We start from the raw sequence: 26,197 nt of genomic DNA, 5'->3' as shown, positions 1-26,197 counted from the left end.
ATAAATATTAAGAACGAAAATGAAAGTATTAAAGTTTGGAGGTACTTCAGTAGGCTCGGCTCAACGGATGAAAGAAGTGGCCAAATTGATTACCGATGGTGAACGTAAGATTGTGGTCCTTTCAGCCATGTCGGGTACCACAAACACATTAGTGGAAATTTCGGATTATCTGTATAAAAAGAATCCGGAGGGTGCTAATGAGATTATCAATAGACTGGAGTCGAAATATCGCCAGCACATTGATGAACTTTATGCTACTTCTGAGTATAAGCAAAAAGGCTTGGAACTAATCAAATCTCATTTTGATTATATCCGTTCTTATACAAAGGATCTTTTTACTTTATTCGAGGAAAAAGTAGTTTTGGCACAGGGGGAACTGATTTCTACATCCATGATGAATTACTACCTTCAGGAATGCGGAGTGAAGTCTGTTTTGCTTCCGGCTTTGGAGTTTATGCGTACGGACAAAAATGCGGAACCCGATCCTGTTTATATAAAGGAGAAATTGCAGATGCAGCTGGAGTTGTATCCTGATGCAGAGATTTATATTACGCAAGGCTTCATCTGCCGCAATGCATATGGCGAGATTGATAATTTGCAGCGAGGAGGAAGTGACTATACAGCTTCGTTGATCGGTGCAGCTGTCAATGCAGATGAAATACAGATCTGGACAGATATTGACGGAATGCACAACAATGATCCGCGTATTGTAGACAAGACTTCACCGGTGCGTCATTTGCATTTTGAAGAAGCTGCAGAGTTGGCTTACTTCGGTGCTAAGATATTGCATCCTACTTGCATTCAGCCTGCCAAGTATGCCAATATTCCGGTGCGTTTGCTGAACACTATGGATCCTACAGCTCCTGGTACTTTGATTTCCAATGATACTGAGAAAGGTAAGATTAAGGCTGTTGCAGCCAAGGATAATATCACGGCAATCAAAATTAAGTCAAGCCGTATGTTGCTGGCTTATGGTTTCTTGCGTAAGGTATTTGAGATTTTTGAAAGCTATCAGACTTCTATCGATATGATCTGTACTTCTGAAGTCGGAGTTTCTGTATCTATTGACAATACGAAACATCTGAATGAGATTTTGGATGATCTGAAGAAATATGGTACGGTCACTGTAGACAAGGATATGTGTATTATCTGCGTTGTAGGCGATTTGGAATGGGAGAATGTGGGCTTTGAAGCAAAGGCTCTTGACGCTATGCGTGATATCCCTGTCCGTATGATTTCTTTTGGAGGAAGTAATTATAATATTTCTTTCCTTATTCGTGAGTGTGATAAGAAGCAAGCGTTGCAATCGCTCAGCGATATGTTGTTCAACGAATAAAAATCTGGTATAACCATTTGATATGAAACGCGCATTATATGAACTGTACGGGGAATGTTTTTGTTTAGAACATACTGTGCGGTTTATATGATTCGCGTTTTTTATATTTAACTGAACAAAGTTTTGATTTATGAAAGGTGTATTTCCTGTTGACAAGTTTCGCGAATTGCGGACTCCATTTTATTATTATGATACGAAGATCCTGCGTGATACGTTGGACTGTATTCGCCGAGAATTAGCAAAGTATGATAATTATTTTGTTCATTATGCTGTAAAAGCCAATGCAAATCCAAAGTTGCTGACTATCATTCGTGAGAGTGGATTGGGAGCTGATTGTGTGAGTGGGGGTGAAATACGTGCAGCTATTAAGGCTGGTTTCCCTGCTGATAAGATTGTTTATGCTGGTGTAGGTAAGGCAGATTGGGAAATCAATCTGGGATTGGATTATAACATATTTTGTTTTAATGTGGAATCTATTCCTGAATTAGAGATTATTAATGAACTGGCTGCGGCAAAAGGAAAAGTGGCTAATGTTGCTTTCCGGATTAATCCTGATGTAGGTGCTCATACACATGCCAATATCACGACTGGGCTGGCAGAGAACAAGTTTGGTATTAATATGGCTGATATGGACCGTGTAATAGACTTGGCGCAAGATTTGAAAAACGTGAAGTTTATTGGTTTGCATTTTCATATTGGTTCACAAATTTTGGATATGGGTGACTTTGCTGCACTTTGTAATCGTGTAAATGAGTTGCAGGATAAGCTGGAGGCGCGGCACATTCGTATTGAATATGTAAATGTTGGGGGAGGACTAGGCATTGATTATGCACATCCGAACCGTCAGGCTGTTCCCGATTTCAAAAGTTATTTTGAAACTTATGATAATTGCCTGAAGTTGCGTTCTTATCAGACTTTGCATTTCGAATTAGGCCGCTCAGTCGTTGCGCAGTGTGGTTCGCTGATATCAAAAGTATTATATGTAAAACAGGGTACTAATAAACAGTTTGCCATTCTGGATGCCGGTATGACCGATCTTATTCGTCCTGCTCTTTATCAGGCATATCATAAGATTGAAAATATAACTTCTGATGAGGCTCCTGAAACTTATGACGTAGTTGGACCTATTTGTGAATCTTCGGATGTGTTTGGTAAGGCCATTGATTTAAATAAGGTAAGGCGCGGCGATCTGATTGCTCTACGTTCGGCTGGTGCTTACGGGGAAATTATGGCTTCCAGTTACAATTGCCGTGAATTGCCGCAAAGCTATACTTCTGATGAATATAGTTTTTTTGTATAAAAAATGTTATTGGAAGAACAATTTTACTGTGTTGTTGTTATATTTGTAATCATTACAAATATAAACTTTTAAATAACTCATAATTATGATAACAGAAAAATTACAAAACGCAATCAATGAGCAGATTACTGCTGAAATGTGGTCTTCTAACCTGTATTTAGCAATGTCTTTCTATATGGAAAAGGAAGGCTATTGTGGAATGGCTTCTTGGCTGAAAAAACAATCATTTGAAGAGCACTCACATGCATGTGAACTGGCTTCTTATATTATTAAGCGTGGTGGAAAGGCTGCGTTGGACAAGATTGATGTTGTTCCGAATGATTTTGGTACTCCATTGGAAGTCTTCGAGCAGGTTTATGAACACGAATGCCGTGTATCAAAGATGATTGATGCACTTGTTGATGTTGCTGCGGCCGAAAAAGACAAGGCTTCTCAGGACTTCTTGTGGGGATTTGTACGCGAGCAAGTTGAGGAAGAGGCTACAGCTGCTGGTGTGGTGGATATGATAAAGAAGGCTGGTGCTGCTGGTATTTTCTTCATCGACTCTAAGCTGGGAGAACGCAAGTAAGCGATTGTATACACAAATATAATAGAAGCGGTAAAGTTGCTGATTTATTGGGCAATCTTTACCGCTTCTTTGTTTTACTTATGGACGCTGAATATTATTTCAGTACATTAAGTTCTTTTCCTACTTTTATGAATGCCTCGATGCATTTGTCCAAATGTTCTTTTTCGTGACCTGCAGAAATCTGTACACGAATACGAGCCTGGCCTTTAGGCACTACGGGATAATAGAAACCTGTTACATAGATACCTTCTTCTTGCATGCGTGCTGCATAGATTTGCGATAACTTGGCATCATAGAGCATTACGGCACAGATTGCACTTTGAGTCGGCTTGATGTCGAATCCGGCAGCGGTCATTTTGTCTCTGAAGTAATTGACATTTTCTACCAGCTTATCATGCAATGCGTTGCTCTCTTTCAGCATTTTGAAAACTTCCAGACTGGCACCGATTACGGCAGGAGCTACAGAATTAGAGAACAGGTAAGGACGACTACGCTGACGAAGCAAGTCGATGATTTCTTTGCGTCCGGTAGTAAAGCCACCCATAGCACCGCCAAACGCTTTTCCTAATGTTCCGGTATAAATATCTACCCGGCCATAAGTGTTGTACAATTCGCTGACACCATGTCCGGTTGCTCCTACTACTCCGGCTGAGTGAGATTCGTCGACCATAACAAGAGCATCGTATTTCTCGGCAAGATCACAGATCTTATCCATTGGAGCGACATTGCCATCCATTGAGAATACTCCGTCGGTAACTACGATGCGGAAACGTTGAGCTTGAGCTTCTTGCAGGCACTTCTCCAGTTCTTCCATGTTGGCGTTGGCATAACGGTAGCGTTTAGCTTTGCACAGGCGCACACCGTCGATGATGGAAGCGTGGTTTAATGAATCGGAGATGATGGCATCTTCTTCGGTAAAGAGTGGCTCGAAGACACCGCCGTTGGCATCGAAGCAGGCGGCATACAGGATTGTGTCTTCGGTGTGGAAGTAATCGGAAATGGCGGCTTCCAGTTCTTTATGAATATCTTGTGTTCCACAGATGAAGCGTACAGACGACATACCGTATCCGCGGCGATCCATCATCTGCTGAGCTGCGGCAATCAGGCGAGGATTGTTGGACAATCCGAGGTAATTGTTGGCGCAGAAGTTCAGAACTTCTTTCCCTTTTACTGTGATGGCAGCCTGTTGTGGGCTTTCGATGAGCCGTTCTTCTTTGTAGAGTCCGGCTTCTTTAATCTCGGCAAGTGTCTTGCTGAGATAATCTTGCATTTTACCGTACATAATTTTATCTTTTAAGGTGATATGTTCTTTTGTTACATTCTCTACAAAGAACATCATTTTTCTCTAAATAAACAATAGCAAGTTGATAGAAAAATGAAAAAAAAGTGCGTATATTTGCCTCCCGATACTAACAACACCTTAATAAATAAGTCGTATGAAGAATATTTTGGTAATTGGAGCTACCGGGCAGATCGGTTCTGAGCTCACATTAGAGTTGCGTAAACGTTATGGTGATGACCATGTTGTGGCCGGATATATCCCAAGTGCTATGCCACAAGGAGAGTTAAAGGCGTCAGGCCCTTCGGCTATAGCTGACGTAACCGATCGTCAATCCATTGAGGTGGTAGCACGTCAATTTAAGATTGATACGATTTACAACTTGGCTGCATTGTTGTCTGTTGTTGCAGAAAGTCGTCCGGCTATGGCTTGGAAGGTCGGCATTGACGGGTTATGGAATGTCTTGGAAGTTGCACGCGAGTATGGATGTGCTGTGTTTACTCCAAGTTCTATTGGTTCGTTTGGAGAATCTACTCCTCATGTTAAAACTCCTCAGGATACCATTCAGCGTCCTCGTACGATGTATGGCGTTACGAAAGTAACTACAGAGCTGTTGAGTGATTATTATTACACGAAATATGGCGTAGATACCCGTGCTGTTCGTTTCCCAGGTATCATTTCCAATGTGACTCCTCCGGGTGGTGGAACAACCGATTATGCAGTTGATATCTACTATTCTGCAGTGAAGGGTGAAAAGTTTATTTGTCCGATTAAGGAGGGTACATATATGGATATGATGTACATGCCCGATGCATTGAATGCTGCTATTTCGTTGATGGAAGCTGACCCTGCCCGATTGAAACATCGCAATGCGTTTAATGTTGCTTCCATGAGTTTTTCTCCCGAAATTATTTATGCGGCAATCAAAAAGCATGTTCCCGATTTTGAAATGGAATATAAGGTTGATCCGCTGAAACAAGCTATTGCAGATAGCTGGCCCGATTCGTTGGATGATTCTTGTGCCCGTGAAGAATGGGACTGGAAGCCTCAATATGATCTTGAGTCAATGACTGTTGATATGCTTGAAAAACTGAGAGCTAAATTTAAAAAGTGACCTTGAGGTCCGTAAAAGATGAAAAAAATATTTTTAGGGTTCTTCATCTTGGCTGTTTGTTGTTCTTGTGGGAATAAGAAAGTTAAGATAGACCCTTTTACCTCTATAACAGATTTAGTGGATTCAGCTTCGCATCAGGGTAGCGAAGCTGATTCCTTGAATCAAATAGCAGAAGCAGAGACTCCTAAACCGATGGAGGCAGATGAGCTATTTGATGATTTTATTTTTAATTATGCTTCCGATGAGGCTTTGCAACGGCAAAGAACAGTTTTCCCCCTGCCTTATTATAACGTTGATACCCCTTTGCGTATCCAAAAGGAAGAGTGGAAGCATGATTATTTGTTCACTCGTCAAAGTTATTACACCATGCTTTTCGATAACGAAGAAGATATGGACTTGATTGGGGATACGACTTTGACCTCTGTGCAAGTTGAGTGGATTTTCTTGCAGACACATATGGTGAAGAAATACTATTTTGAGCGTAAAAAAGGTATGTGGATGCTCGAAGCCATTAATTTGCGGCATATGGAGAAAGATGCAAATCAGAACTTTGTAGATTTTTATGCGCATTTTGCTTCCGATAGTTTGTATCAGAGGACGCATATTTGTAATCCGTTGAGATTTGTAACAATCGATCCGGACGACGAATTCTCAATATTGGAAACAACATTATCTGTAGATCAGTGGTTTGCTTTTCGGCCTACCTTGCCGACGGATCAGTTGTCTAACATCAATTACGGACAGAAGAATGAGGATTTGTCCGATTCGAAAATTCTCAAGGTGAACGGAATTGGAAATGGTTACTCCAATGTGTTTTATTTTCGGAAGAAGAAGGGCGAATGGGAATTGTATAAGTACGAAGATACAAGTATTTAAGCTTTTGGAATATGATTTTCGAAAAAGGGAGAAACATACCTAATACATTTGGTCTTGATGTCAAAGCTGGAAGGTGGCTTGAATATGCCTCGGTGGAAGAATTGAAGGCCTTGATTGCAGAGGGACAGATTTCCTCTCCTTATTTGCATGTCGGGAGCGGCAGTAATTTGTTGTTTTTAGGCGATTTTGAAGGAACTGTATTACATTCGGCTATCAAATCGATTGAAATGGTGAATCAGGATGCCGAAAAAGTATGGTTGCGTGTAGGTGCAGGTGTCATTTGGGATGATTTTGTTGCTTATTGCGTAGAGCACGGATATTATGGTGCCGAAAATCTTTCCCTGATACCCGGTGAGGTAGGAGCCAGCGCCGTACAGAATATTGGTGCCTATGGCGTCGAAGTGAAAGATCTGATAAGCTGTGTGGAAACGGTGGATGTGCACGGAGACAAGCGAGTTTTCGGCGTTGAAGAGTGTGGTTATGCCTATCGGAACAGTGTGTTTAAGAGACCTGACATGAAATCTTTCTTTGTGACTCATGTAACTTTTGCTTTGAATAAGGCTGAACAATACACGTTGAACTATGGCACGATTCGTCAGGAGCTGGAGAAATATCCCCAAATTGATCTGGCAACGGTCAGACAGGTGATTGTGAGCATTCGCGAAAGTAAACTGCCCGATCCGAAAGTGCTTGGAAACGCAGGAAGCTTTTTCATGAATCCGATTGTTCCGCGTGCAAAATATGAAACGTTGTTGCAGGAATATCCTTCCATGCCATCCTATCAGGTGGATGCTACGCATGTGAAGATTCCGGCTGGCTGGATGATTGAACAGTGCGGTTGGAAAGGTAAAAGCTTGGGGAATGCGGCTGTGCACGATAAGCAGGCGCTGGTACTGGTCAACTGTGGCGGAGCTACCGGTGCGGACATTGTAGCTTTGTCGGATGCAGTACGAGCTGCGGTACGCGAGAAGTTTGGCGTGGAAATACATCCGGAGGTGAATATGATTTGAACTGTTTCGGATAGGCTCGGATAGGTTAAAGTGATTAACTGATTAAAAGGTATTGAAGTGAAATTAAGGATATTAGGCAGTGGAACTTCGACGGGAGTTCCTGAAGTAGGGTGTACATGCCCGGTTTGTACTTCGACAGATCCTAGAGACAACCGTTTGCGTGCGTCGTCTCTGATACATACCGATGATGCGGTGATTCTGATTGATTGTGGGCCTGATTTCAGGGAACAGATGCTTCGGGTATCTCCTTTTGAAAGGATAGATGCGGTGCTGATAACACACGAGCATTACGACCATGTAGGAGGGCTTGATGACTTGCGCCCGTTCTGCCGCTTCGGTGAAATTCCTGTTTATACGGACGGCTATATCGTCGAGCATCTTTGCGCACGTATGCCATATTGCTTTGTCGATAAAAAATATCCTGGAATTCCGCGTATTTATCTGAAGCAGGTGGAAGCCGGAAAACCGTTTTATGTTCATACGACAGAGGTCTTGCCGGTGCGGGTTATGCATGGAAAATTGCCCATCCTGGGTTATCGCATTGGAGGACGTTTAGGGTACATCACCGATATGTCTGCCATGCCGGACGAATCATACGAGCAACTGAAAGGCGTAGAAGTATTGGTTATCAATGCGCTGCGTCCGCAACCGCACCCTACGCACCAGACAATTTCGGAAGCGCTGGCTGCTGCCGAACGTATCGGGGCGCGCGAAACCTATTTTATTCATATGAGCCATCATGCCGGCTTGCATCGTGTGATAAGCGAACAGCTGCCCCCACACATACATTTTGCCTATGACGGATTGGAAGTAGACTTATAAACTTTTGCAACATTTATTTTGTTTTGTTAGTTGTTTTTTTTATTTTTGCCAAAACAAGATGAATGTGTGCCATGAAGTTCCGCCTGCTCATACGAATAATTGTGATAGTGTCCGTAGTGCTGGTATGCACAGGTTTTGGTGTGTATTCCTTTTTGTGGCTGGATACTGTCGAACGGCAGAAAGACTTCGATCTTCACACATTAGTTCCGCAGGATGCGATAGCTGTGCTTCAGACGGACAGAATGGCAGAACTTGTGCAGGATGTCAACGGATTGCAGTGTAGCGAAGAGGGGCATTTTTTATACGTTTCCGACCTTTTTACTTATCTGAAAAAATACCTCCAGACGTTTGTCGATGATACGCCTCATGGGCTGAGTGTCCAGATGAACCGGATGCTGATAAGCTTTCACGAGCCCGACAATAAATTGAATCAGGTGCTGTATTGCAGCCTGGGTGCCGGTGACTCGAAGCTGGTAGAGGCATTCATTCAGAAATATACTTCCAGCCATTTTCCGGCAAAGCAGACCGATTATCGGGGCAGAAGCATTTCCATCTATCCGATGTCGGGCGGGCGTTTTCTGGCGGCTTATTTTACTTCCGATTATCTGGTGGTCAGTTTTCAGAAGCGGCTGATAGAGCAGGTTATCGATGCTGTTGCTGACAAGAGTTCGCTGATGGAGCTTCCGTCTTTCCGGTCGATGCATTTGGGTAAACGGGCCAATGTTTCCGCCACACTTTACGTACGCATGAAATCCATTGATATGGGTGGAGATGCCGATACTGTCCGTACTGCTGCCCAGCTGGGCGGATGGGGAGAATTTGACCTGAAACTGAAAGACGATGCTGTTTATTGTTCGGGACTGAGTCATGGGGCTGACTCGACACTGACCTTTGTCAACGCATTGCGCAAGCAGAGGCCTATTGAACTGTTCCCCGGGCAGCTGCTTCCCGGAACTACTTTCTTTTATGATTTCTGGTCCGTCTCGGACGGGCAAGAGGTGTGGAACTTTGTTCAGTCGCAGCAATACGCCGGAAGCGGATATTCGGATTACATCAAGGCGCGTGATGAAGAATGGATTGGTTTCCTGAACGAATACGGCGGTGGCCGCATACTTTCCTGTCTGTTCCATCCGAAAGATACTGTCGATACGCGTCCTTGCGCCGTAATGAGGGTGCCGATTGTAGATGTGCTTCATGCCGAGCGGAAACTGCAATCGTTGTTGTATGCCACTCCGCGCGAGAAAGACGCTCCTCCTTTCCAATGGAGGTCGCCTCAGTACAAGCTTTATCCTCAGGCGCGTCCGTATCGGCAATATGTATTGCCCCGTAACACCTTGCTTGCTCGCTTGGCCGGCATTGCCGGGGCGGCTCTGCATACGTATGCCTGTTTCTATAAAGGCTCGCTGCTTCTGGCTCCGGATGCCCGCAGCCTTTCCGCTTATATCTGTGCGATGGAGGAGAACGACTTGCTGGAGGGAATACCCCTGTACGAGGCAAGTGTGGAAGGACTTGCTCCGGTTTACAACTTTCTTATGATGGCCGATATGGAGGAGATTATGTCGCAGGAAGAAACATCTGTCCGCCTGGTGCCCAATTTCTTTTTCCGGCATTCCGATTTCTTCCGTCACTTCATTCTGTCCATACAGTTTACGTGTACGGATGGCGTGGTTTATCCCAATGTGGTCTTGTTGTATAAGGGCGGATGAGTCGTACCCGGCTTGTTCTGCCTCTGTAGGAATAGTAAAAGGGGATGTGCGGTGTTTGCACATCCCCTTTTATATTTGATTACGGTTGTTTTTCAGCTGTCGACGTATTTTACTGTCGTTGCCTGCATTTGTCAGAACGGCAGGTCGTCGTTGGCGTCGCCTACAGTAAATTCGGGTGTAGCAGTAGGAGCGGGCGGCGGAACGGGAGCTCCGGCAGCGGCAGGGGCTGCAGTGGCAGCTGCGCTTACGCGTTCTACTTTCCAGGCGCGGATACTGTTGAACCAGCGGTCTTGCCATTGGCGTGCGTCGATGTCGAACGATACGGTCAGCTCTTCACCCATCTGGATGTTGAACTGTTCTATTTTGTCGGCTCCAAAAATGTCGAAACACATTTTACGGGGATATTGACCGTGGTCTTCAATCACGTATTCCTGTACTTTCCATTCATTGCCGGTCTTTGAAACTCCGCTTCTTGCAGGGAGTATAGCGATGATTTTTCCTGTAAATTCCATTGTTCTCTTTGTTTTAATGATGCGGCGAAGTTACAATTTTTTAGGAATATCCGACGAATAAATTCTGTTTTTTTGATTTTACTTTTCGAAGTGTGCCGGTGGCAATGCCGGAGGTGGTTGCTGTACGGCTGCTGTTCGATGGCTTTTGCCATGCCACAAGTATGTGTGTCCGTTCCCTTACTAGGGAACGCCGATTCCCTTTTGAGGGAACGGCAGTTTCCTAACTGGGGAACTCCAGTTTCCACAAGTGGGAACGGTTGGAAACGGCAAATGCTTTTTTTTCTTTCCGTATTTTTTGTCATAGGGAATTCTTTTTTTAACTTTGTCCGTCAGTTAAATAGGGTGGAGTGTGCTCCTCCCTGTGGTTGTACAATACAGGATTATAAAAACTTAAATATACGAAACATATGAAATTTATCGTCTCAAGTACTGCACTCTCCAGTCATTTGCAGGCTGTCAGTCGCGTGATTAATTCGAAAAATGCATTGCCCATTCTGGATTGCTTCCTTTTTGAACTGCAAGATGGGACTTTGTCGGTAACAGCATCCGATAGTGAAACCACGATGGTCACAACGGTTGAGGTGAACGAAAGCGATGCGGACGGACGTTTTGCCGTCACAGCCAAGACTTTGCTGGATGCCTTGAAGGAGATCCCCGAACAGCCTTTGACATTTGATGTGGACATGAACACGTTGGAAATCACCGTGCAGTATCAGAATGGTAAATACAGCCTCATGGGACAGAATGCTGACGAGTTTCCGCAGTCGGCCATGCTGGGCGAGAACGCAGTCCGTGTAGAAATGGAGGCTTCCATTCTGCTGGGAGGCATCAACCGTGCAGTGTTTGCTACTGCCGACGACGAACTTCGCCCTGTGATGAACGGTATCTATTTCGATATTACGACCGAAGATATTACGATGGTGGCTTCCGACGGCCATAAGCTGGTACGCTGCAAGACACTGGCTGCCAAGGGTAACGAACGTGCCGCTTTCATCCTGCCCAAGAAACCGGCTTCGCTGCTGAAGAACCTGCTGCCGAAGGAGCAGGGCACAGTGGTAGTCGAGTTTGACGAACGCAATGCAGTGTTCACACTCGAAAACTATCGCATGGTGTGCCGTCTGATCGAAGGCCGTTATCCGAACTACAACTCCGTTATTCCGCAGAACAACCCGTATAAAGTGACGGTCGACCGCATGCAGCTGCTCGGAGCCTTGCGCCGTGTATCCATCTTCTCTTCTCAGGCAAGCAGCCTTATCAAGCTGCGCATGCAGGAGAATCTGATTGTGATTTCCGCTCAGGACATCGACTTCTCCACTTCGGCCGAAGAAAGCCTGACGTGCCAGTATGTGGGCAATCCGATGAGCATCGGCTTCAAGTCGACTTTCCTTATCGACATTCTGAACAACATCTCTGCCGAAGAGGTAGTCATCGAACTGGCCGATCCTTCGCGTGCAGGAGTCATTATCCCTGCCGAGCAGGAAGAGAATGAAGACCTGCTGATGCTGCTGATGCCGATGATGCTGAACGACTGATATATAAATGAATACTTGACTTAGCGGACGAGTTGGCAGCTTGGCAAGCGGTGTGGAGCGGTAGCTTTCTTCTGCTTGGCAATCTGCCGACTCGTTTCCTTGTCGGGCACTAAACAAATCATAGAATGAAACTGAATTTAAAGAACCCGATTGTCTTCTTCGATCTGGAGACGACCGGAACCAATATCAATACAGACCGGATTGTAGAAATCTGCTATCTGAAAGTATATCCCAATGGCAACGAAGAAGCCAAAACCATGCGTATCAATCCCGAAATGCACATCCCGGCCGAAGCCTCGGCTGTGCATGGCATATACGATGCCGACGTGGCCGATTGTCCCACTTTCAAGGAAGTGGCACGCAGCATAGCCAACGACATCGAAGGATGCGACCTGGCCGGCTTCAATTCCAATCGTTTCGACATCCCCGTGCTGGCCGAAGAATTCCTCCGTGCCAATGTGGATATCGACATGAGCCGCCGGAAGTTTGTCGACGTGCAGGTTATCTTCCATAAGATGGAGCAACGCACCTTGTCGGCTGCTTACAAATTCTATTGTGGCAAGAATCTGGAAGATGCTCATACAGCCGAAGCCGATACACGTGCTACTTACGAAGTGTTGATGTCGCAGCTCGACCGTTATCCGGAGTTGCAGAACGATATCGCTTTTCTGGCCGACTTCTCCAGTTTCAACCGCAATGTCGACTTTGCAGGCCGTATGGTGTACGACGACAACGGAGTGGAAGTCTTTAACTTCGGCAAGTACAAAGGCATGTCCGTATCCGAAGTGTTGAAGCGCGATCCGGGATATTACGGCTGGATGCTGAACAGTGACTTTACGTTGAATACAAAAGCCATGCTGACAAAGATTCGTCTGCGTGAAATGACTCAGAAGTAATTATGGCAAATATACTGAAAGGGAAGAAAATCGTATTGGGCATTACGGGCAGCATTGCCGCCTATAAGGCTTGTCTCATCATCCGCGGACTGATAAAGAAAGGGGCTGAGGTGCAGGTGGTCATCACCCCAGCGGGCAAGGAATTTATTACTCCCATCACCTTGTCGGCCCTGACCAGCAAACCCGTTATCAGCGAGTTTTTTGCCCAGCGCGACGGCACGTGGAACAGCCACGTCGACCTGGGCTTGTGGGCCGACGCCATGCTGATAGCTCCCGCTACAGCCTCGACCATTGGCAAGATGGCTAACGGAGTGGCCGACAACATGCTGGTCACCACTTACCTCTCGGCCAAGGCGCCGGTGTTTGTGGCTCCGGCAATGGACTTGGACATGTATGCCCATCCTTCTACCCAGAAGAATCTGGAGATACTCCGTTCGTACGGAAATCACATCATAGAGCCGGGAACCGGCGAGCTGGCCAGCCACCTGGTAGGCAAAGGCCGGATGGAAGAACCGGAAAACATTATCCGCCATCTGGAAGAATACTTCGCAGCCAAGGAAGGCGACCTGACAGGTAAAACCATTCTGATAACAGCCGGACCAACGTACGAAAAGATAGATCCGGTGCGCTTCATTGGGAATTACTCGTCGGGCAAGATGGGCTTTGCGCTGGCCGACGAATGTGCGGCGCGCGGTGCGAAGGTGATACTTGTGGCAGGCCCTGTACAGCGGAACACCTATTTCCCCGTGCAGCGCTGCAATGTAGAGAGTGCCGGGCAGATGTACGAAGAAACTTGCAAACATTTTCCGCAGGCCGATGCGGTTATCCTGTCGGCTGCTGTGGCCGACTATACGCCCGAGCAAGTGGCAGATCACAAGATCAAGCGCGAAAAGACGGGAGACATGACGCTGTCGCTGAAGCCTACTCAGGACATTGCCGCAGCCTTGGGGCTGATGAAGAAAGAGCAATTCCCCGACAAGGTATTGGTGGGCTTTGCGCTTGAGACCAACGACGAGCAGCACAATGCCGAAGACAAGCTGCAGCGGAAGAATCTGGACTTCATTGTGCTTAATTCCCTGAACGACAAGGGAGCCGGATTCCGTTACGATACCAACAAAGTCAGCATTATCGACCGTAACGGAAAGACCGATTATCCGCTGAAGTCGAAAGCGGAGGTCGCAGCCGACATCGTCGATCATCTGGCGGCAGTGTTGAAACGGGATGTACAATCGTAATCAGTCAGAATTATGTTGCGCTCACTTTACATACAAAATTATGCGCTGATCGAGCAGCTCGATATCCGGCTGGAGAACGGCTTTTCGGTGATTACGGGCGAAACGGGTGCCGGAAAGTCTATTATTCTGGGAGCCATCGGCCTGTTGCTGGGGCAGCGTGCCGACGTAAAGGCTATACGCCGGGGAGCTTCGAAGTGTATCATCGAAGCCCGTTTCGAAATAGCCGCTTATGGCATGCAACCATTTTTCGAGGCCAACGACTTGGAATATGAGGACGAGTGCATCCTGCGGCGCGAGGTATATGCTTCGGGCAAGAGCCGTGCTTTTATCAACGATACTCCCGCTTCGCTGGCACAGATGAAAGAACTGGGCGAGATGCTGATTGATGTGCACTCGCAACACCAGAACCTGTTGCTCAACAAAGAGGGCTTCCAGTTGAATGTACTCGACATTCTGGCTCACAACGACGGCGCCTTGTCCGTGTATGCCGATTGCTACGGCAGCTGGAAGAAGGCGCAACAGCAGTTGGAAGAGTTGATAGCCCGTGCCGAACGTGATAAGGCTGACGAAGACTTTGTACGCTTCCAACTGGAGCAGTTGGAAGAAGCTAATTTGACAGCTGGCGAGCAGGAAGAATTGGAGCAGGAAGCCGAGTTGCTGAGCCATGCCGAAGACATCAAGGCGGGTTTGTATCGGGTAGGTCAAGGCCTGTCGGCCGATGAAGGCGGATTGCTTCCCTTGCTGAACGATTGCTTGAGCACCATGCAGTCCATGCGTAAAGTCTATCCTGCGGCCGAGGAACTCTCCGAACGTCTGGAAAGCTCTTACATCGAGCTGAAAGACATTGCACAGGAAGTGGCAGGACGGGAAGAAGAAGTAGAGTTCAATCCCGCCCGTCTGGACGAGGTGAATGCGCGGCTGAATCTGATATATACGCTTCAGCAGAAGCATCGTGTCTCTACGGTGGACGAACTGCTGACCTTGCAGGAAGAATACGCTTCGCGTTTGTCGGCCATTACTTCGTCTGATGATCAGATTGAGGATTTGAAGCAACAGTGTGCCGACCTATATAATAAGGTAAAGCAACAGGCAGCTGTGTTGACAGAGTCGCGTGTGGCGGCAGCCCGCGAGGTCGAAAAGCAAATGGCATCTCGCTTGGTGCCGTTGGGTATGCCCAACGTGCGTTTTCAGGTGGAAGTAGGTGCCCGTAAAGAGCCGGGAGTACACGGAGCCGATACAGTGAGCTTTCTGTTCTCGGCCAACAAGAATGGAACTCTGCAGAGTATTTCTTCGGTAGCTTCGGGAGGTGAAATAGCCCGTGTCATGCTGTCGTTGAAGGCCATGATTGCCGGAGCCGTCAAGTTGCCGACCATCGTGTTCGACGAAATAGACACCGGAGTGTCGGGCGAAATTGCCGACCGTATGGCCGACATCATGCAGGAAATGGGTGACAGTAACCGTCAGGTTATCAGCATTACCCACTTGCCGCAGATTGCCGCTCGCGGACGCGTTCATTACAAAGTATACAAAGAAGATAACGAAAACGAAACCAACAGCCACATCCGTCGGTTGACAGACGAGGAAAGGGTAGAAGAACTGGCTCACATGCTGAGCGGTGCTACGCTGACTGAAGCTGCGCTGAACAATGCACGGGCACTGTTGGGCAAAGCATAAAAGTCGATATGATTGATAAGAATGAAATGATTTTTGGCGTACGCGCCGTGATAGAAGCTATTCAGGCAGGTAAGGACATCGACCGGATTCTGGTGAAGAAAGATATCCAGAGCGACTTGTCAAAGGAGTTGTTTGCTGCTTTGAAGGGAACCCTCATACCGGTGCAGCGCGTGCCGGTAGAACGTATTAACCGGATTACCCGCAAGAACCATCAGGGTGTGGTTGCTTTTATGTCGGCAGTAACCTATCAGCGGACAGAAGACCTGGTACCTTTTCTGTTTGAGCAAGGGAAGAATCCGCTTTTTGTCATGCTCGACGGCATTACGGATGTGCGCAACTTCGGAGCCATTGCACGTACTTGCGAGTGTGCAGCCGTTGATGCGGTGATTATTCCTGCCCGGAACAGTGTAACCGTCAATGCCGATGCCATAAAGACCTCGGCCGGAGCACTGCACACTTTGCCTGTCTGCAGGGAACAAAGCCTGAAAGATACGCTTCAATACCTGAAGAACAGTGGCTTCCACATTGTGGCCGCTACGGAGAAAGGCGACTACGACTATACGAAGGCCGATTACACAGGACCGATGTGCATCATTATGGGAGCGGAAGATAAAGGTGTTTCGTACGACAACCTGGCTTTATGCGACGAATGGGTGAAGATTCCGATGCTTGGCAGCATCGAGTCGCTCAATGTTTCGGTTGCTGCGGGAATTTTGATTTATGAAGCTGTGAAACAACGAATAAATTAGTGCGAATGAAAAAGAAATATTTAGTATTGTTTGTTTTGTGCCTGCTGGCCCAGTGGACAATGGCTCAGGCACCCAAATGGGTAGAGAAGGCCAAGAAAGCTGTCTTCTCGGTGATCACTTACGATAAGGATGACAAAATACTGAACACGGGCAATGGCTTCTTTGTCAGTGAAGACGGCGTAGCCCTGTCGGACTACTCTTTATTTAAGGGAGCGGAACGTGCCCTGATATTGAACTCGGAAGGTAAGCAGATGCCCGTCGAGGAAATTATGGGAGCCGATGATATGTACGACGTCATCAAATTCAAGGTAGCTATTACCGAGAAGAAAGTTCCGGCTTTGCAAATGGCTGCAACGGTTCCGGCTGTCGATTCGGATGTTTATCTTTTGCCTTATTCCACGCGGAAGGACCGTTCTTGCACTTCGGGCAAAGTGAAGGGAGTAGACAAGGTTGCCGACAATTACAATTATTATACGCTGAACATGCATCTGAAGGAGAAGATGGTAAGCTGTCCTGTTATGACGCCAGAGGGAGAAGTCTTCGGACTGGCACAGCAGTCGTCTGGCAAGGATACGGCAACGATCTGTTATGCTGTTGACGCTCGCTTTGTGATGGCTCTGAAAATCAATCCACTTTCTTTTAATGATATGGCTTTACGCAATATTCAGATTAAGAAGGCATTGCCCGATACGGAAGAGGAGGCACTGGTATTTCTCTATATGGCATCTTCGCAGGTTACGCCAGAGAAATATGCTGAATTGCTGGACGATTTTATAGCCCGGTATCCGGCAAATGCAGACGGCTATGTGCGCCGAGCTACCAACCTTTTGTATAAGTCGAAAGATGACGCTACAATGGAGAAAGTGGTTGCCGATTTGGACAAGGCATTGGAGGTTGCTTCCAAGAAGGACGATGTGTATTATAACATAGCCAAGCTGATATACGGTTATATGCTCGAAAACCCCGAGAAGGTGTATAAAGACTGGTCGTACGATAAGGCTTTGGAAGCAATAAGCAAGGCTGTAGAGCTTAATCCGCTTCCTGTATACATCCAGTTGCAAGGCGATATCCAGTTTGCCAAGCAGGATTATGCAGCTTCGCTCGCTTCTTACGAGCAGGTCAACCGAAGCAGTATGGCTTCGCCTGCGACATTCTTTACGACAGCTAAAATCAAGGAGGTGATGCAGGCACCGCAGGAAGAAATTCTGGCTTTGATGGACAGTTGTGTGGTTCGCTTTACTCCGCCTTATACGGAAGCGGCTGCTCCTTATCTGCTGGGACGTGCACAGGCACGCATGAATGCAGACCGTCCTCGTCAGGCTTTACTCGATTATGATGAATATTTCAAGGCCATGAATGGTCAGGTCAACGATGTGTTCTATTATTACAGGGAGCAGGCTGCCTTGAAGTCGAAGCAATATCAACGGGCTTTGGACGATATGGCAAAGGCTATCGAATTGAATCCGAAAGATCTGACCTATCGTGCCGAGCTGGCCGTTATCAATATCCGGGTAGGACGCAATGAAGAAGCGTTGAAAGTGCTGGATGAGGCTTTGAAGATCGATCCCAAGTATGCGGAAGCTTATCGCCTGAAAGGTATTGCACAACTGCAGCTGAAGCAGAAAGCTGAGGCATGCGAAAGTTTTGCCAAGGCAAAAGAATTGGGAGATCCGAATGTAGATTCTTTGATTAGCAAGCATTGCAAGTAAGCACTGTTTATAATGCAAAGAAGAGGGGCGCTTCGTCAACGCTCCTCTTCTTTGTCAGGGATTTCTTTCCCTTTGCATAAACATTAAAGTTAGGTCTATATAAAAGTTAAGTTTAGGTATAGGTGTATTTTTATCGTATCTGTTATAATAAATGCACCGTTTTAAAGAATACTGCATGCCGGGTGCATGTTTTTTCTTGTTGAATGGATTATCTTATATATTATACTATCACTAAATTTAGTTGAATATGAAAAAAGTTATTTGCAGTCAGAAGGCACCGGGTGCTATCGGCCCCTATAGCCAGGCTATCGAAGCCAACGGAATGGTTTTTGTTTCAGGTCAGTTGCCTATTGATGCGGCTACCGGCGTGATGCCCGAAGGCGTGGAAGCCCAAGCCCGCCAGTCTTTGGAGAATGTGAAGCACATTCTGGAAGAAGCAGGATTGGGCATGGCAAACATTGTAAAGACAACGGTATTTCTGGCCGACATGTCTTTGTTTGCTGATATGAATAAGGTATATGCCACTTATTTCAGCGGCGATTATCCGGCACGTTCGGCTGTAGCTGTCAAAGCATTGCCGAAGGATGCGTTAGTGGAGATTGAGTGCATCGCGGCTCGCTAACAAGTCGGCTACTATAAAGCTACTGCCTCCTACGAAGATGAAGTCTTCTGGGAGGCTTTTTTCTTGCGCGGCACGGACGGCTGTCGGTACGTCGGGGTAGCATTCGCCCTGCAGGCCGGCTGCATTGGCCAGGCGGGTCAGTTCGGCTTCGGGCAGTGCACGCTTCACGCTGGCTTTGGTGAAGTAGTAGTCGGCATCGCGTGGAAGCAGTGCCAGTACACCGCGGATGTCCTTGTCGTTGACCATACCCATTACGATGTGCAGCTTCCGGTAGGTCTGCTGCTTCAGCTGCTCGGCTATGTAGGTGATGCCGCCAACGTTATGTCCAGTGTCGCAAATCAGGGTGGGAGCGTCTTGCAGCTTCTGCCAGCGGCCCATCAGTCCGGTCAGTTCGCATACGTGGGCGAAGCCGTTGCGTATGGCCTGTTCGCTGAGGTGGTAACCGGCTTTTTTCAGCAGTGGCAGGGCTGTCAGTAACGTCCGCCGGTTCTTTTCCTGATAGAGTCCTTTCAGTTCATAATCCATGTCGGAATATTCTTCCGGCACATGGTCTTCGGCGAAACAGATGGGAGCCTGTACCGCTTGTGCTTTCTCTGCGAATACCGGACGGGTTTCGGGGGTGGTTTCACCAATCACGACGGGGATGTCTTGCTTGATGATTCCTGCCTTTTCGCTGGCTATCTGAGCCAGTGTGCTGCCAAGGAACTGGGTGTGGTCGAAACTGATGTTGGTAATGATGCACAAGTCGGGGCGGATAATGTTGGTACAGTCCAACCGGCCGCCCAGGCCTACTTCGATGATAGCTACGTCGACTTTCTGGTCGGCAAAATAACGGAACGCCATGGCCGTAGTCAGTTCGAAGAACGAGGGAGACAGAGGTTCGAAAAAACTGCGTTCCTCTTCGACAAAGCGTATGACGTATTCTTCAGGGACGGGTTGTCCGTTGACTCGGATACGTTCGCGGAAGTCGACCAGATGGGGCGAAGTATACAGTCCTGTCCGGTAGCCTGCTTCCTGCAGGATGGCTGCCAGGGTGTGCGAGCAGGAACCTTTTCCGTTGGTACCTGCTACGTGTATGGTGCGGAAGTTGCGGTGGGGGTGTCCGAAGTGTTCGTCCAGTGCGAGGGTGTTCTCCAATCCCTCCTTGTAAGCACTGCTGCCTACTTGCTGAAACATGGGGACACTGTTGTATAAGTACTCTAAAGTGTGCTGATAATCCATCTTTTATAAACTTTAACGGCAAAGGAAAGTCAATTCCTTCATTAATTTGTTATCTTTATAAGCAACAAAGATATTAACTATTTAAATCTAACGGATATGGGAGCAAAGAAAAATTTTGTAATTGATACGAATGTGATTCTTCACGATTATAACTGCTTGAAGAATTTTCAGGAAAATGACATTTATCTTCCTATCGTGGTGCTCGAAGAACTGGATAAGTTCAAGAAAGGTAATGAGCAGATTAATTTCAATGCCCGTGAATTTGTTCGCGAGCTTGACCTGATTACCGATGATGACCTCTTTACGAAAGGTGCTCCTTTGGGTGAAGGACTGGGCCGCCTGTTTGTGGTGGCTGGTTTGGTGGAATCGACTAAGGTGCACGAATCCTTCCCTGAACGTATTCCCGACCATCAGATACTGGCGGTGACCGACTACGTAGGGCGGAAACACCCTGACATGAAGACTGTGCTGGTGACCAAGGACGTCAATCTGCGCATGAAGGCTCGCTCCATCGGTTTGCTGTGCGAGGACTATATCACTGACAAGGTGATGAATGTTGATATCTTCGAGAAGTCGAACGAGGTGTTCGAAGGTATTGATCCGGCTTTGATCGACCGTATCTATTCTTCGAGAGAAGGCATTGATATCAGCGAGTTCGACTTTAAGGACGTTCTCCATCCCAACGAATGTTTTGTACTGAAGAGCGACCGCAACAGTGTGCTGGCGCGATACAATCCGTTCCTGCATGCCGTCTGTCGTGTCAATAAGACGAAAAACTATGGCATCGAGCCGCGCAATGCCGAGCAGAGCTTTGCCTTCGAAGTGCTGAACGACCCGAACATCAAACTTGTAGCCCTGACGGGAAAAGCCGGTACGGGTAAGACCTTGTTGGCTTTGGCGGCAGCCTTGGGCAAACTGACGGACTACAAACAGATATTGCTGGCACGACCTATCGTGGCACTGTCCAACAAGGATCTGGGCTTCCTGCCGGGAGATGCCAAGGAAAAGGTGGCACCTTATATGCAACCCTTGTTCGACAATCTGAATGTCATCAAGCATCAGTTTGCCTCCAACTCCAGCGAAGTAAAACGGCTGGAAGATATGCAGAAGAGCGACCAGCTGGTGATCGAGGCGTTGGCTTTTATCCGCGGACGTAGTCTGAGCGAGACATACTGCATCATCGACGAATCGCAGAACCTGACTCCTCACGAAATCAAGACCATCATTACCCGTGCGGGCGAAGGAACCAAAATGGTGTTTACGGGCGATATTCAGCAGATCGACCAGCCTTATTTGGACAGCCAATCCAATGGTCTGGTTTATATGATCGACCGTATGCGCGACCAGAATCTTTTTGCCCACGTCAATCTGGTGAAAGGCGAGCGTAGCGAACTGAGCGAGCTGGCCAGCAACCTGATGTAAACAGGGCGTTTCTGTAACACTTGCATGGCTTGCTACGTGCTTTCACATTGTTTGTTGCGCATGCTGACATTGTTTGTTAGGCGCACTAACATTGCTTGTTGCGGTGCGTAATATCCCTTTTTCAGTAGGCTAATGTTTCACTTTACGTTTCCAAAGTAGGTATTTGGCGGGCTAAAGTAGGGTGTTAGTTCTTCTATGGAATAGCTTTCACGCTTTCACCTGATTGTAAGCTATTGGGAATAAGTTGTTTGTGGTGAAAGATGAAGCTTCACGGGTGAAAGCAAAAATGCCAAAACGAATAAGGGCGTCTTATTCATTTTGGCATTTTTATTTGTCGGTCAATATCGCTGTCGTGGACTTATTCGTGCGATGCGAAATACTTCAGGAACTGTGTACGCTCAAAAGTGTTCACACCTTTCACGTCGCCTACGTTCAGACGGCCTTTGAATTGTGCGATGTTTTCCATGCCTTTGCCGTCCATCCATTTTGCGATGAACTGATTATACTGCTCGATGACAGCAGGCGATTCTTTGTAGAGCACGCTACAGATTTCTACAGCCGATGCACCTGCCAGTATAGCTTTCACTACGCCTTCGGCCGAGTGGATTCCGCCTGAGACGGCATAGTCTATCTTGCTGACAGCAGCCGATGCGATGCCTGTCCAGCGGAGCGACTTGGAAAGGTCGGCTTCGTTGCTGAACACGTCACCTGCCACTTGAGTCATCTTGTCGATGTTGATGTCCGGCTGGTAGAAGCGGTTGAACAAGACAACAGCTGCCGCACCGTTGGCATAGAGTTGGTTGATGAGTGCTACGGGATTGGTCAGGTTGTCGCCCAGCTTCATGATGACGGGTATCTTGACTGTATTCTTAATGTGGCGCAAGATGTCGATGTGGCGTTGTTCGAAGCTGCCGTATGTATATTGTACGTCAGTCTGCAGAGCCAGGATGTTGATTTCGAGTGCATCGGCTCCCGCTTCTTCTATCTTTTTGGCAAAGTTAATCCAGTCTGCATCCTGATAGCAGTTGATGCTGGCAATGATAGGTATGTTGCATACCTTCTTGCTCTCGCTGATGAGGCGCAGGTATTCGCCCAGCTTGTGTTCACGAATATATCCGACCAAGTAGTCGCTGCCTTCCGGATACATGTTAGGATCGCCCATCCAGTCTGCCTCCATCATAATCTGTTCCTCGAACAGCGATTTCAGTACGATGGCTCCTGCTCCTGCTTCGCAGAGTTTCTTGTTTTTGTCCGCACTGTCTGTCAGGCCGCAGCTGCTGACGATAATCGGGTTTTTAAGTTTCAACCCTGCAAAAGTCGTTTCTAATGTTGCCATGATAGTAAATTTTATAGGTGATAAATGATTTAATAGTTTCTTTCTCCAAAAATTTTGCTTCCTACGCGCACCAGTGTACTTCCGGCTGCTATGGCTTCGTGATAGTCGTGCGACATGCCCATGGAGAGTTCCTTGAAGCTGTCGGAGCCGGCAAACCACGTAGATTTCACTTCCTCGAAGAATTCATGTAAAGAACAGAATTCTTTGCGTATTTGTTCTACGTTGTCGGTGTTCGATGCCATGCCCATCAGGCCGCATATCTGTACGTTATGCAGGTTTTTCCATTCGCCGGCCTGCAACATTTCGCGGCATTCCTCAAAGCTGAAACCGAATTTGGTCTCCTCCTGAGCTATGTACAATTGTAGCAGGCAGCGGACTGTGCGGTTGGCTTTGGCAGCCTGTTTGTCTACTTCGGCAAGCAGCTTGTAAGAGTCTATCCCGTGTATAAGCGCTACGTAGGGAACAATGTATTTCACTTTGTTTGTTTGCAGATGCCCGATGAAATGCCATTCGATGTCTTGAGGCAGACTTTCATGTTTGGCATCCATTTCCTGTACTTTGCTTTCGCCGAAAATCCGTTGTCCGGCGCGGTAAGCTTCTTCTATTGCTTCGTTGGGGTGAAATTTGGAAACGGCAACCAGCCGCACCCCTGCGGGCAATTCATTCAATACTTGTTTCAGATTTTCTGCAATCATGGGTGATAATACTTAGGTGTTTTCTATTTCTTATTGTACTTCCGGCTTGTCGTTGGGTTCGGCGCTGTATGGATATACATCCATGATGGCTGTTTCGGCTACAGAGCCAATCTGATAGTCGGCCATGGTACCTTTCATGCCTTCGTCTAGTTTCTTGACGGCATCTCTCAGGTCGGCAGCCTGCACAAGAACCTGCGTTGACGATTTCTTTTCGGCACCGCTTTTCTCGTCCAGTGTGATGAAGATCAGCTTGCATTTGAACCAGCGGTCGGCAGCTTCTTCATCCGAAGGAAAGAGTTCGCTGTAATTGGCACGTTTGATGTCAGAAACCGTAAATTCGCCTGTGATGAACGGAGTCATTTCTTCGATGATACGGGCTTCTGCTTCAGTAAAGCTGAGTGCGTCTACCAGATAGGGTTCAGTAACTTTCTTGTTCATACCGTTTTCCATTGTTTTCTCGTAGCGGATTTTACACTCAAACCAAGTATGCATTGACATAATTTTCTAATTTTAAGTTAGTTGTAAAGTTATTATTGTTTATCTTTTCGCGTTTAAGCGAATGCTTTGTTGTAAAGCGCAGGACAAATGTAGTACATTATTTCTTAGTAACGAAAAATACTTCTCTTTTTTTGTATTATTGGAAATATTGAATATCTTTGCGCCCGCAAAACGAAAAATAGTCGGTTTAACCCGCATTGGAGAGGTGCTCGAGTGGTTGAAGAGGCACGCCTGGAAAGCGTGTATACCCCTAAAGGGTATCACGAGTTCGAATCTCGTTCTCTCCGCGAAGTTAGATTGCTGTGATGAAAAAAAGGTCTTGCAAGTGTTTTCTTGCAGGGCCTTTTTTATTTAGCGGCGATTGGGAGTGGTTGTCATTTTATAGCTGTCCAAACGATAATCCATACATTATGAAAAAAGAACGAGAATATGCTTTGGGGCACATTCTCGTTCGTCGGTCAATATAATAAGGTTTTAGGTTGTATCATTGAAAATCTATTGTCTGATAACTGATGCCGTTGTATAGCGTGTTGACGCGGATGTTCAGCCCTCGCTTTCCTTCGGCCAGTTGTCTGATGTTGTTCAACCTGAACGAAACTATTCCCGGACCTAATTTGCGTTGCGCCTCGCCATAAGCGTTGTGGCGGAATTCCAGTGTCAGATAGTCTTCCTTGTCATTTTTATCATCTGCAGCTTCGTTCACAATCAGATTCAGCATGTGACTTTTGTTTGAAGTGTCGTCATAGTGTATCTGATATTGGATGTTCAGATGGTCGTTGGCTATCCACATGTTTGTAATATTGATGCGGTCGTCTCCGATGCTGTCTTCTTTTTCGGCGGGCATAAGGTAAATGTCCTTCGTCAGAATATTCTCGATACGGTAGATGGCAGCGTTGTAATCGTAACCGGAAACCTTTTCTTCCAGCAGGTCGAAATATACAAAGGCACGCTGTTCGGGAACAACAGTATAGTTGTGTATGTTTGTCGTATCACCGGGGTACATCTTTGTACCTTCATCCAATGCGAAGTAATATTCCTGTCCGTCCACTACTTTGATTGTGCCGATAGTAAGCTGGTGATGATTGGTCGTATCATCGTCCAGGCAAGCATGCAACAATGGCATCAGCAGTGCAGCTATAAATATGATAAATATTGGTCTCTTTGTTTTCATAAGCCAATTAGCAGTCCTTGAAAATCTTGTTGTCAAAACTTTGATCGTTTACTTAAGTTTCGCAAGTGCTCAACTTATTAGTTGACAAGGCTTCAGTTAACAAGTCTACTAGGCTGGAACTCCCTGTTTGATAAAGTGCCGCTTGAAACGGCTCGTTACAAACGCCTTGTCAACTCGTCAACTTGTTGCTTGTCAACTGCAACTTGAGCTTGCGAAAGTTGAATCGTTTATTTAAATGCATTGTCCGGCTGATTACTGCACAGATAAATGTTAAAGAAATACAAGAAAAAAAACTTCTGCTGCCGATGCAGTATTTTTGCGGCCATTGCATTTTTAGAATAAACACGTGTTGAAAGAAAGGATGGAAGAACAAGTACTGGCAGAACGGTGTAGGCAAGGCGACAATATTGCCCGCAAGGAGTTGTATGAGCATTATGCAGGGCGTATGTTCAGCGTTTGCCTCCGTTATATAACCGATAGGGAGGTTGCACAGGACTTGTTGCACGATGGTTTCTTGAAGATATTCGATTCTTTCGATAAGTTTACGTGGCGGGGCGAAGGTTCTCTGCGTGCGTGGATGGAGCGTGTCATGGTGAATACAGTATTGCAATATTTGCGTAAGAACGATGTAATGAATCAGGCGACAGCCTTGGAGAATGTTCCTCAGGTGTATGAAGAACCGGACGCGTCTTCGATTGATGTTATTCCCCAAAAGGTGCTGATGCGTTTCATCAATGAATTGCCGACAGGCTATCGTACTGTATTCAATTTATACGTATTTGAAGAAAAATCACATAAAGAAATTGCCCAGTTGCTGGGCATTAACGAAAAATCGTCTGCTTCACAATTAGTGCGTGCGAAGGCTGCGCTGGCTACTAAGATTCGTGAGTGGATGAAAAACAATGCTTAAACAG

General features: G+C 46.6%; 24 protein-coding genes and 1 tRNA gene. 18 read left to right on the top strand and 7 right to left on the bottom strand.

What is annotated here, in order from left to right:
- The first annotated feature begins 19 nt into the window (after nt 1–19).
- From BQ5591_RS15800 to BQ5591_RS15790, 3 genes are all read left to right on the top strand, one after another.
- Nucleotides 20–1,336 carry an aspartate kinase gene (locus BQ5591_RS15800; protein ID WP_022163052.1) on the top strand — a complete coding sequence of 439 codons (1,317 nt, stop codon included), beginning with the start codon at nt 20–22 and terminating at the stop codon, nt 1,334–1,336.
- 130 nt (nt 1,337–1,466) lie between these two features.
- Nucleotides 1,467–2,636 (top strand): diaminopimelate decarboxylase, encoded by a 1,170-nt coding sequence (gene lysA, locus BQ5591_RS15795; protein WP_022163053.1) that lies wholly within the window; start codon nt 1,467–1,469, stop codon nt 2,634–2,636.
- An 85-nt stretch (nt 2,637–2,721) separates the two neighbouring features.
- Nucleotides 2,722–3,204 (top strand): ferritin, encoded by a 483-nt coding sequence (locus tag BQ5591_RS15790; RefSeq protein ID WP_022163054.1) that lies wholly within the window; start codon nt 2,722–2,724, stop codon nt 3,202–3,204.
- 94 nt (nt 3,205–3,298) lie between these two features.
- On the opposite strand, the gene kbl is transcribed toward BQ5591_RS15790, so the two are convergent.
- A complete protein-coding gene (kbl, locus tag BQ5591_RS15785) occupies nt 3,299–4,486 on the bottom strand; it encodes a glycine C-acetyltransferase (protein WP_071150774.1) in 1,188 nt (395 codons plus the stop codon).
- Between the two features lie 154 nt (nt 4,487–4,640).
- Between kbl and BQ5591_RS15780 the strand changes: the two genes are divergently transcribed.
- The 5 genes from BQ5591_RS15780 (at nt 4,641) to BQ5591_RS15760 (ending at nt 10,011) form a co-directional block, all read left to right on the top strand.
- Complete coding sequence (locus BQ5591_RS15780; protein ID WP_022163056.1) at nt 4,641–5,597, top strand: NAD-dependent epimerase/dehydratase family protein; 957 nt, start codon at nt 4,641–4,643, stop codon at nt 5,595–5,597.
- 18 nt (nt 5,598–5,615) lie between these two features.
- Nucleotides 5,616–6,473: a DUF4348 domain-containing protein gene (locus tag BQ5591_RS15775; protein WP_022163057.1), complete on the top strand. Its 858-nt coding sequence runs from the start codon at nt 5,616–5,618 to the stop codon at nt 6,471–6,473.
- A gap of 11 nt (nt 6,474–6,484) precedes the next feature.
- Nucleotides 6,485–7,483, top strand: coding sequence for a UDP-N-acetylmuramate dehydrogenase (murB, locus tag BQ5591_RS15770; protein WP_071150051.1), 999 nt, complete (start codon nt 6,485–6,487; stop codon nt 7,481–7,483).
- A gap of 57 nt (nt 7,484–7,540) precedes the next feature.
- Nucleotides 7,541–8,305: an MBL fold metallo-hydrolase gene (locus tag BQ5591_RS15765; protein WP_071150050.1), complete on the top strand. Its 765-nt coding sequence runs from the start codon at nt 7,541–7,543 to the stop codon at nt 8,303–8,305.
- A gap of 71 nt (nt 8,306–8,376) precedes the next feature.
- Nucleotides 8,377–10,011, top strand: coding sequence for a DUF3352 domain-containing protein (locus BQ5591_RS15760; RefSeq protein WP_071150773.1), 1,635 nt, complete (start codon nt 8,377–8,379; stop codon nt 10,009–10,011).
- Between the two features lie 131 nt (nt 10,012–10,142).
- Here the strand turns inward: BQ5591_RS15760 and BQ5591_RS15755 are convergent, their stop codons facing one another.
- Complete coding sequence (locus tag BQ5591_RS15755) at nt 10,143–10,523, bottom strand: DUF3127 domain-containing protein (protein WP_071150049.1); 381 nt, start codon at nt 10,521–10,523, stop codon at nt 10,143–10,145.
- Between the two features lie 407 nt (nt 10,524–10,930).
- On the opposite strand from BQ5591_RS15755, the gene dnaN reads away from it, so the two are divergent.
- The 7 genes from dnaN (at nt 10,931) to BQ5591_RS15720 (ending at nt 18,940) form a co-directional block, all read left to right on the top strand.
- Nucleotides 10,931–12,055 (top strand): DNA polymerase III subunit beta, encoded by a 1,125-nt coding sequence (gene dnaN, locus BQ5591_RS15750; protein WP_022163062.1) that lies wholly within the window; start codon nt 10,931–10,933, stop codon nt 12,053–12,055.
- A gap of 125 nt (nt 12,056–12,180) precedes the next feature.
- Nucleotides 12,181–12,951: a 3'-5' exonuclease gene (locus BQ5591_RS15745; protein WP_022163063.1), complete on the top strand. Its 771-nt coding sequence runs from the start codon at nt 12,181–12,183 to the stop codon at nt 12,949–12,951.
- Between the two features lie 2 nt (nt 12,952–12,953).
- Complete coding sequence (gene coaBC / locus BQ5591_RS15740; RefSeq protein ID WP_022163064.1) at nt 12,954–14,186, top strand: bifunctional phosphopantothenoylcysteine decarboxylase/phosphopantothenate--cysteine ligase CoaBC; 1,233 nt, start codon at nt 12,954–12,956, stop codon at nt 14,184–14,186.
- 12 nt (nt 14,187–14,198) lie between these two features.
- The gene (gene recN / locus BQ5591_RS15735; protein WP_071150048.1) at nt 14,199–15,860 is read left to right on the top strand and encodes a DNA repair protein RecN; all 1,662 of its coding nucleotides are present in this window, start codon (nt 14,199–14,201) and stop codon (nt 15,858–15,860) included.
- A gap of 8 nt (nt 15,861–15,868) precedes the next feature.
- The gene (gene rlmB, locus BQ5591_RS15730) at nt 15,869–16,609 is read left to right on the top strand and encodes a 23S rRNA (guanosine(2251)-2'-O)-methyltransferase RlmB (protein WP_022163066.1); all 741 of its coding nucleotides are present in this window, start codon (nt 15,869–15,871) and stop codon (nt 16,607–16,609) included.
- Between the two features lie 5 nt (nt 16,610–16,614).
- Nucleotides 16,615–18,318, top strand: a complete 1,704-nt coding sequence (locus tag BQ5591_RS15725; protein ID WP_071150047.1) for a tetratricopeptide repeat-containing S1 family peptidase — start codon at nt 16,615–16,617, stop codon at nt 18,316–18,318.
- A 247-nt stretch (nt 18,319–18,565) separates the two neighbouring features.
- Entirely contained in the window at nt 18,566–18,940 is a 375-nt protein-coding gene (locus BQ5591_RS15720; protein WP_022163069.1) for a RidA family protein, read from the top strand.
- Here the strand turns inward: BQ5591_RS15720 and BQ5591_RS15715 are convergent.
- Nucleotides 18,908–20,161, bottom strand: coding sequence for a bifunctional folylpolyglutamate synthase/dihydrofolate synthase (locus BQ5591_RS15715; protein WP_071150046.1), 1,254 nt, complete (start codon nt 20,159–20,161; stop codon nt 18,908–18,910). The two genes, BQ5591_RS15720 and BQ5591_RS15715, sit on opposite strands and share 33 nt — an antisense overlap.
- A gap of 96 nt (nt 20,162–20,257) precedes the next feature.
- On the opposite strand from BQ5591_RS15715, the gene BQ5591_RS15710 reads away from it, so the two are divergent.
- The gene (locus tag BQ5591_RS15710) at nt 20,258–21,583 is read left to right on the top strand and encodes a PhoH family protein (protein WP_022163071.1); all 1,326 of its coding nucleotides are present in this window, start codon (nt 20,258–20,260) and stop codon (nt 21,581–21,583) included.
- Between the two features lie 358 nt (nt 21,584–21,941).
- On the opposite strand, the gene BQ5591_RS15705 is transcribed toward BQ5591_RS15710, so the two are convergent.
- Genes BQ5591_RS15705 through BQ5591_RS15695 form a run of 3 tightly spaced genes read right to left on the bottom strand, consistent with a single transcriptional unit; the run spans nt 21,942 to nt 24,112 of the window.
- A complete protein-coding gene (locus BQ5591_RS15705; RefSeq protein WP_022163072.1) occupies nt 21,942–22,919 on the bottom strand; it encodes a dihydroorotate dehydrogenase-like protein in 978 nt (325 codons plus the stop codon).
- Between the two features lie 29 nt (nt 22,920–22,948).
- Nucleotides 22,949–23,614, bottom strand: a complete 666-nt coding sequence (locus tag BQ5591_RS15700) for a YggS family pyridoxal phosphate-dependent enzyme (RefSeq protein WP_071150045.1) — start codon at nt 23,612–23,614, stop codon at nt 22,949–22,951.
- A gap of 30 nt (nt 23,615–23,644) precedes the next feature.
- Nucleotides 23,645–24,112: a DUF4494 domain-containing protein gene (locus BQ5591_RS15695; RefSeq protein ID WP_022163074.1), complete on the bottom strand. Its 468-nt coding sequence runs from the start codon at nt 24,110–24,112 to the stop codon at nt 23,645–23,647.
- A 199-nt stretch (nt 24,113–24,311) separates the two neighbouring features.
- Between BQ5591_RS15695 and BQ5591_RS15690 the strand changes: the two genes are divergently transcribed.
- Nucleotides 24,312–24,399, top strand: a tRNA-Ser gene (locus BQ5591_RS15690).
- 197 nt (nt 24,400–24,596) lie between these two features.
- On the opposite strand, the gene BQ5591_RS15685 is transcribed toward BQ5591_RS15690, so the two are convergent.
- Nucleotides 24,597–25,283: a NigD1/NigD2 family lipoprotein gene (locus BQ5591_RS15685; protein ID WP_022163076.1), complete on the bottom strand. Its 687-nt coding sequence runs from the start codon at nt 25,281–25,283 to the stop codon at nt 24,597–24,599.
- 361 nt (nt 25,284–25,644) lie between these two features.
- Between BQ5591_RS15685 and BQ5591_RS15680 the strand changes: the two genes are divergently transcribed.
- A complete protein-coding gene (locus tag BQ5591_RS15680; RefSeq protein WP_071150044.1) occupies nt 25,645–26,193 on the top strand; it encodes an RNA polymerase sigma factor in 549 nt (182 codons plus the stop codon).
- Nucleotides 26,194–26,197 lie beyond the last annotated feature (4 nt).

It is taken from the genome of Bacteroides ndongoniae (assembly GCF_900108345.1).
GTDB lineage: Bacteria > Bacteroidota > Bacteroidia > Bacteroidales > Bacteroidaceae > Bacteroides > Bacteroides ndongoniae.
Note: the sequence above shows the minus strand (reverse complement) of the source record. Positions and strands in the feature narration are given on the sequence as shown.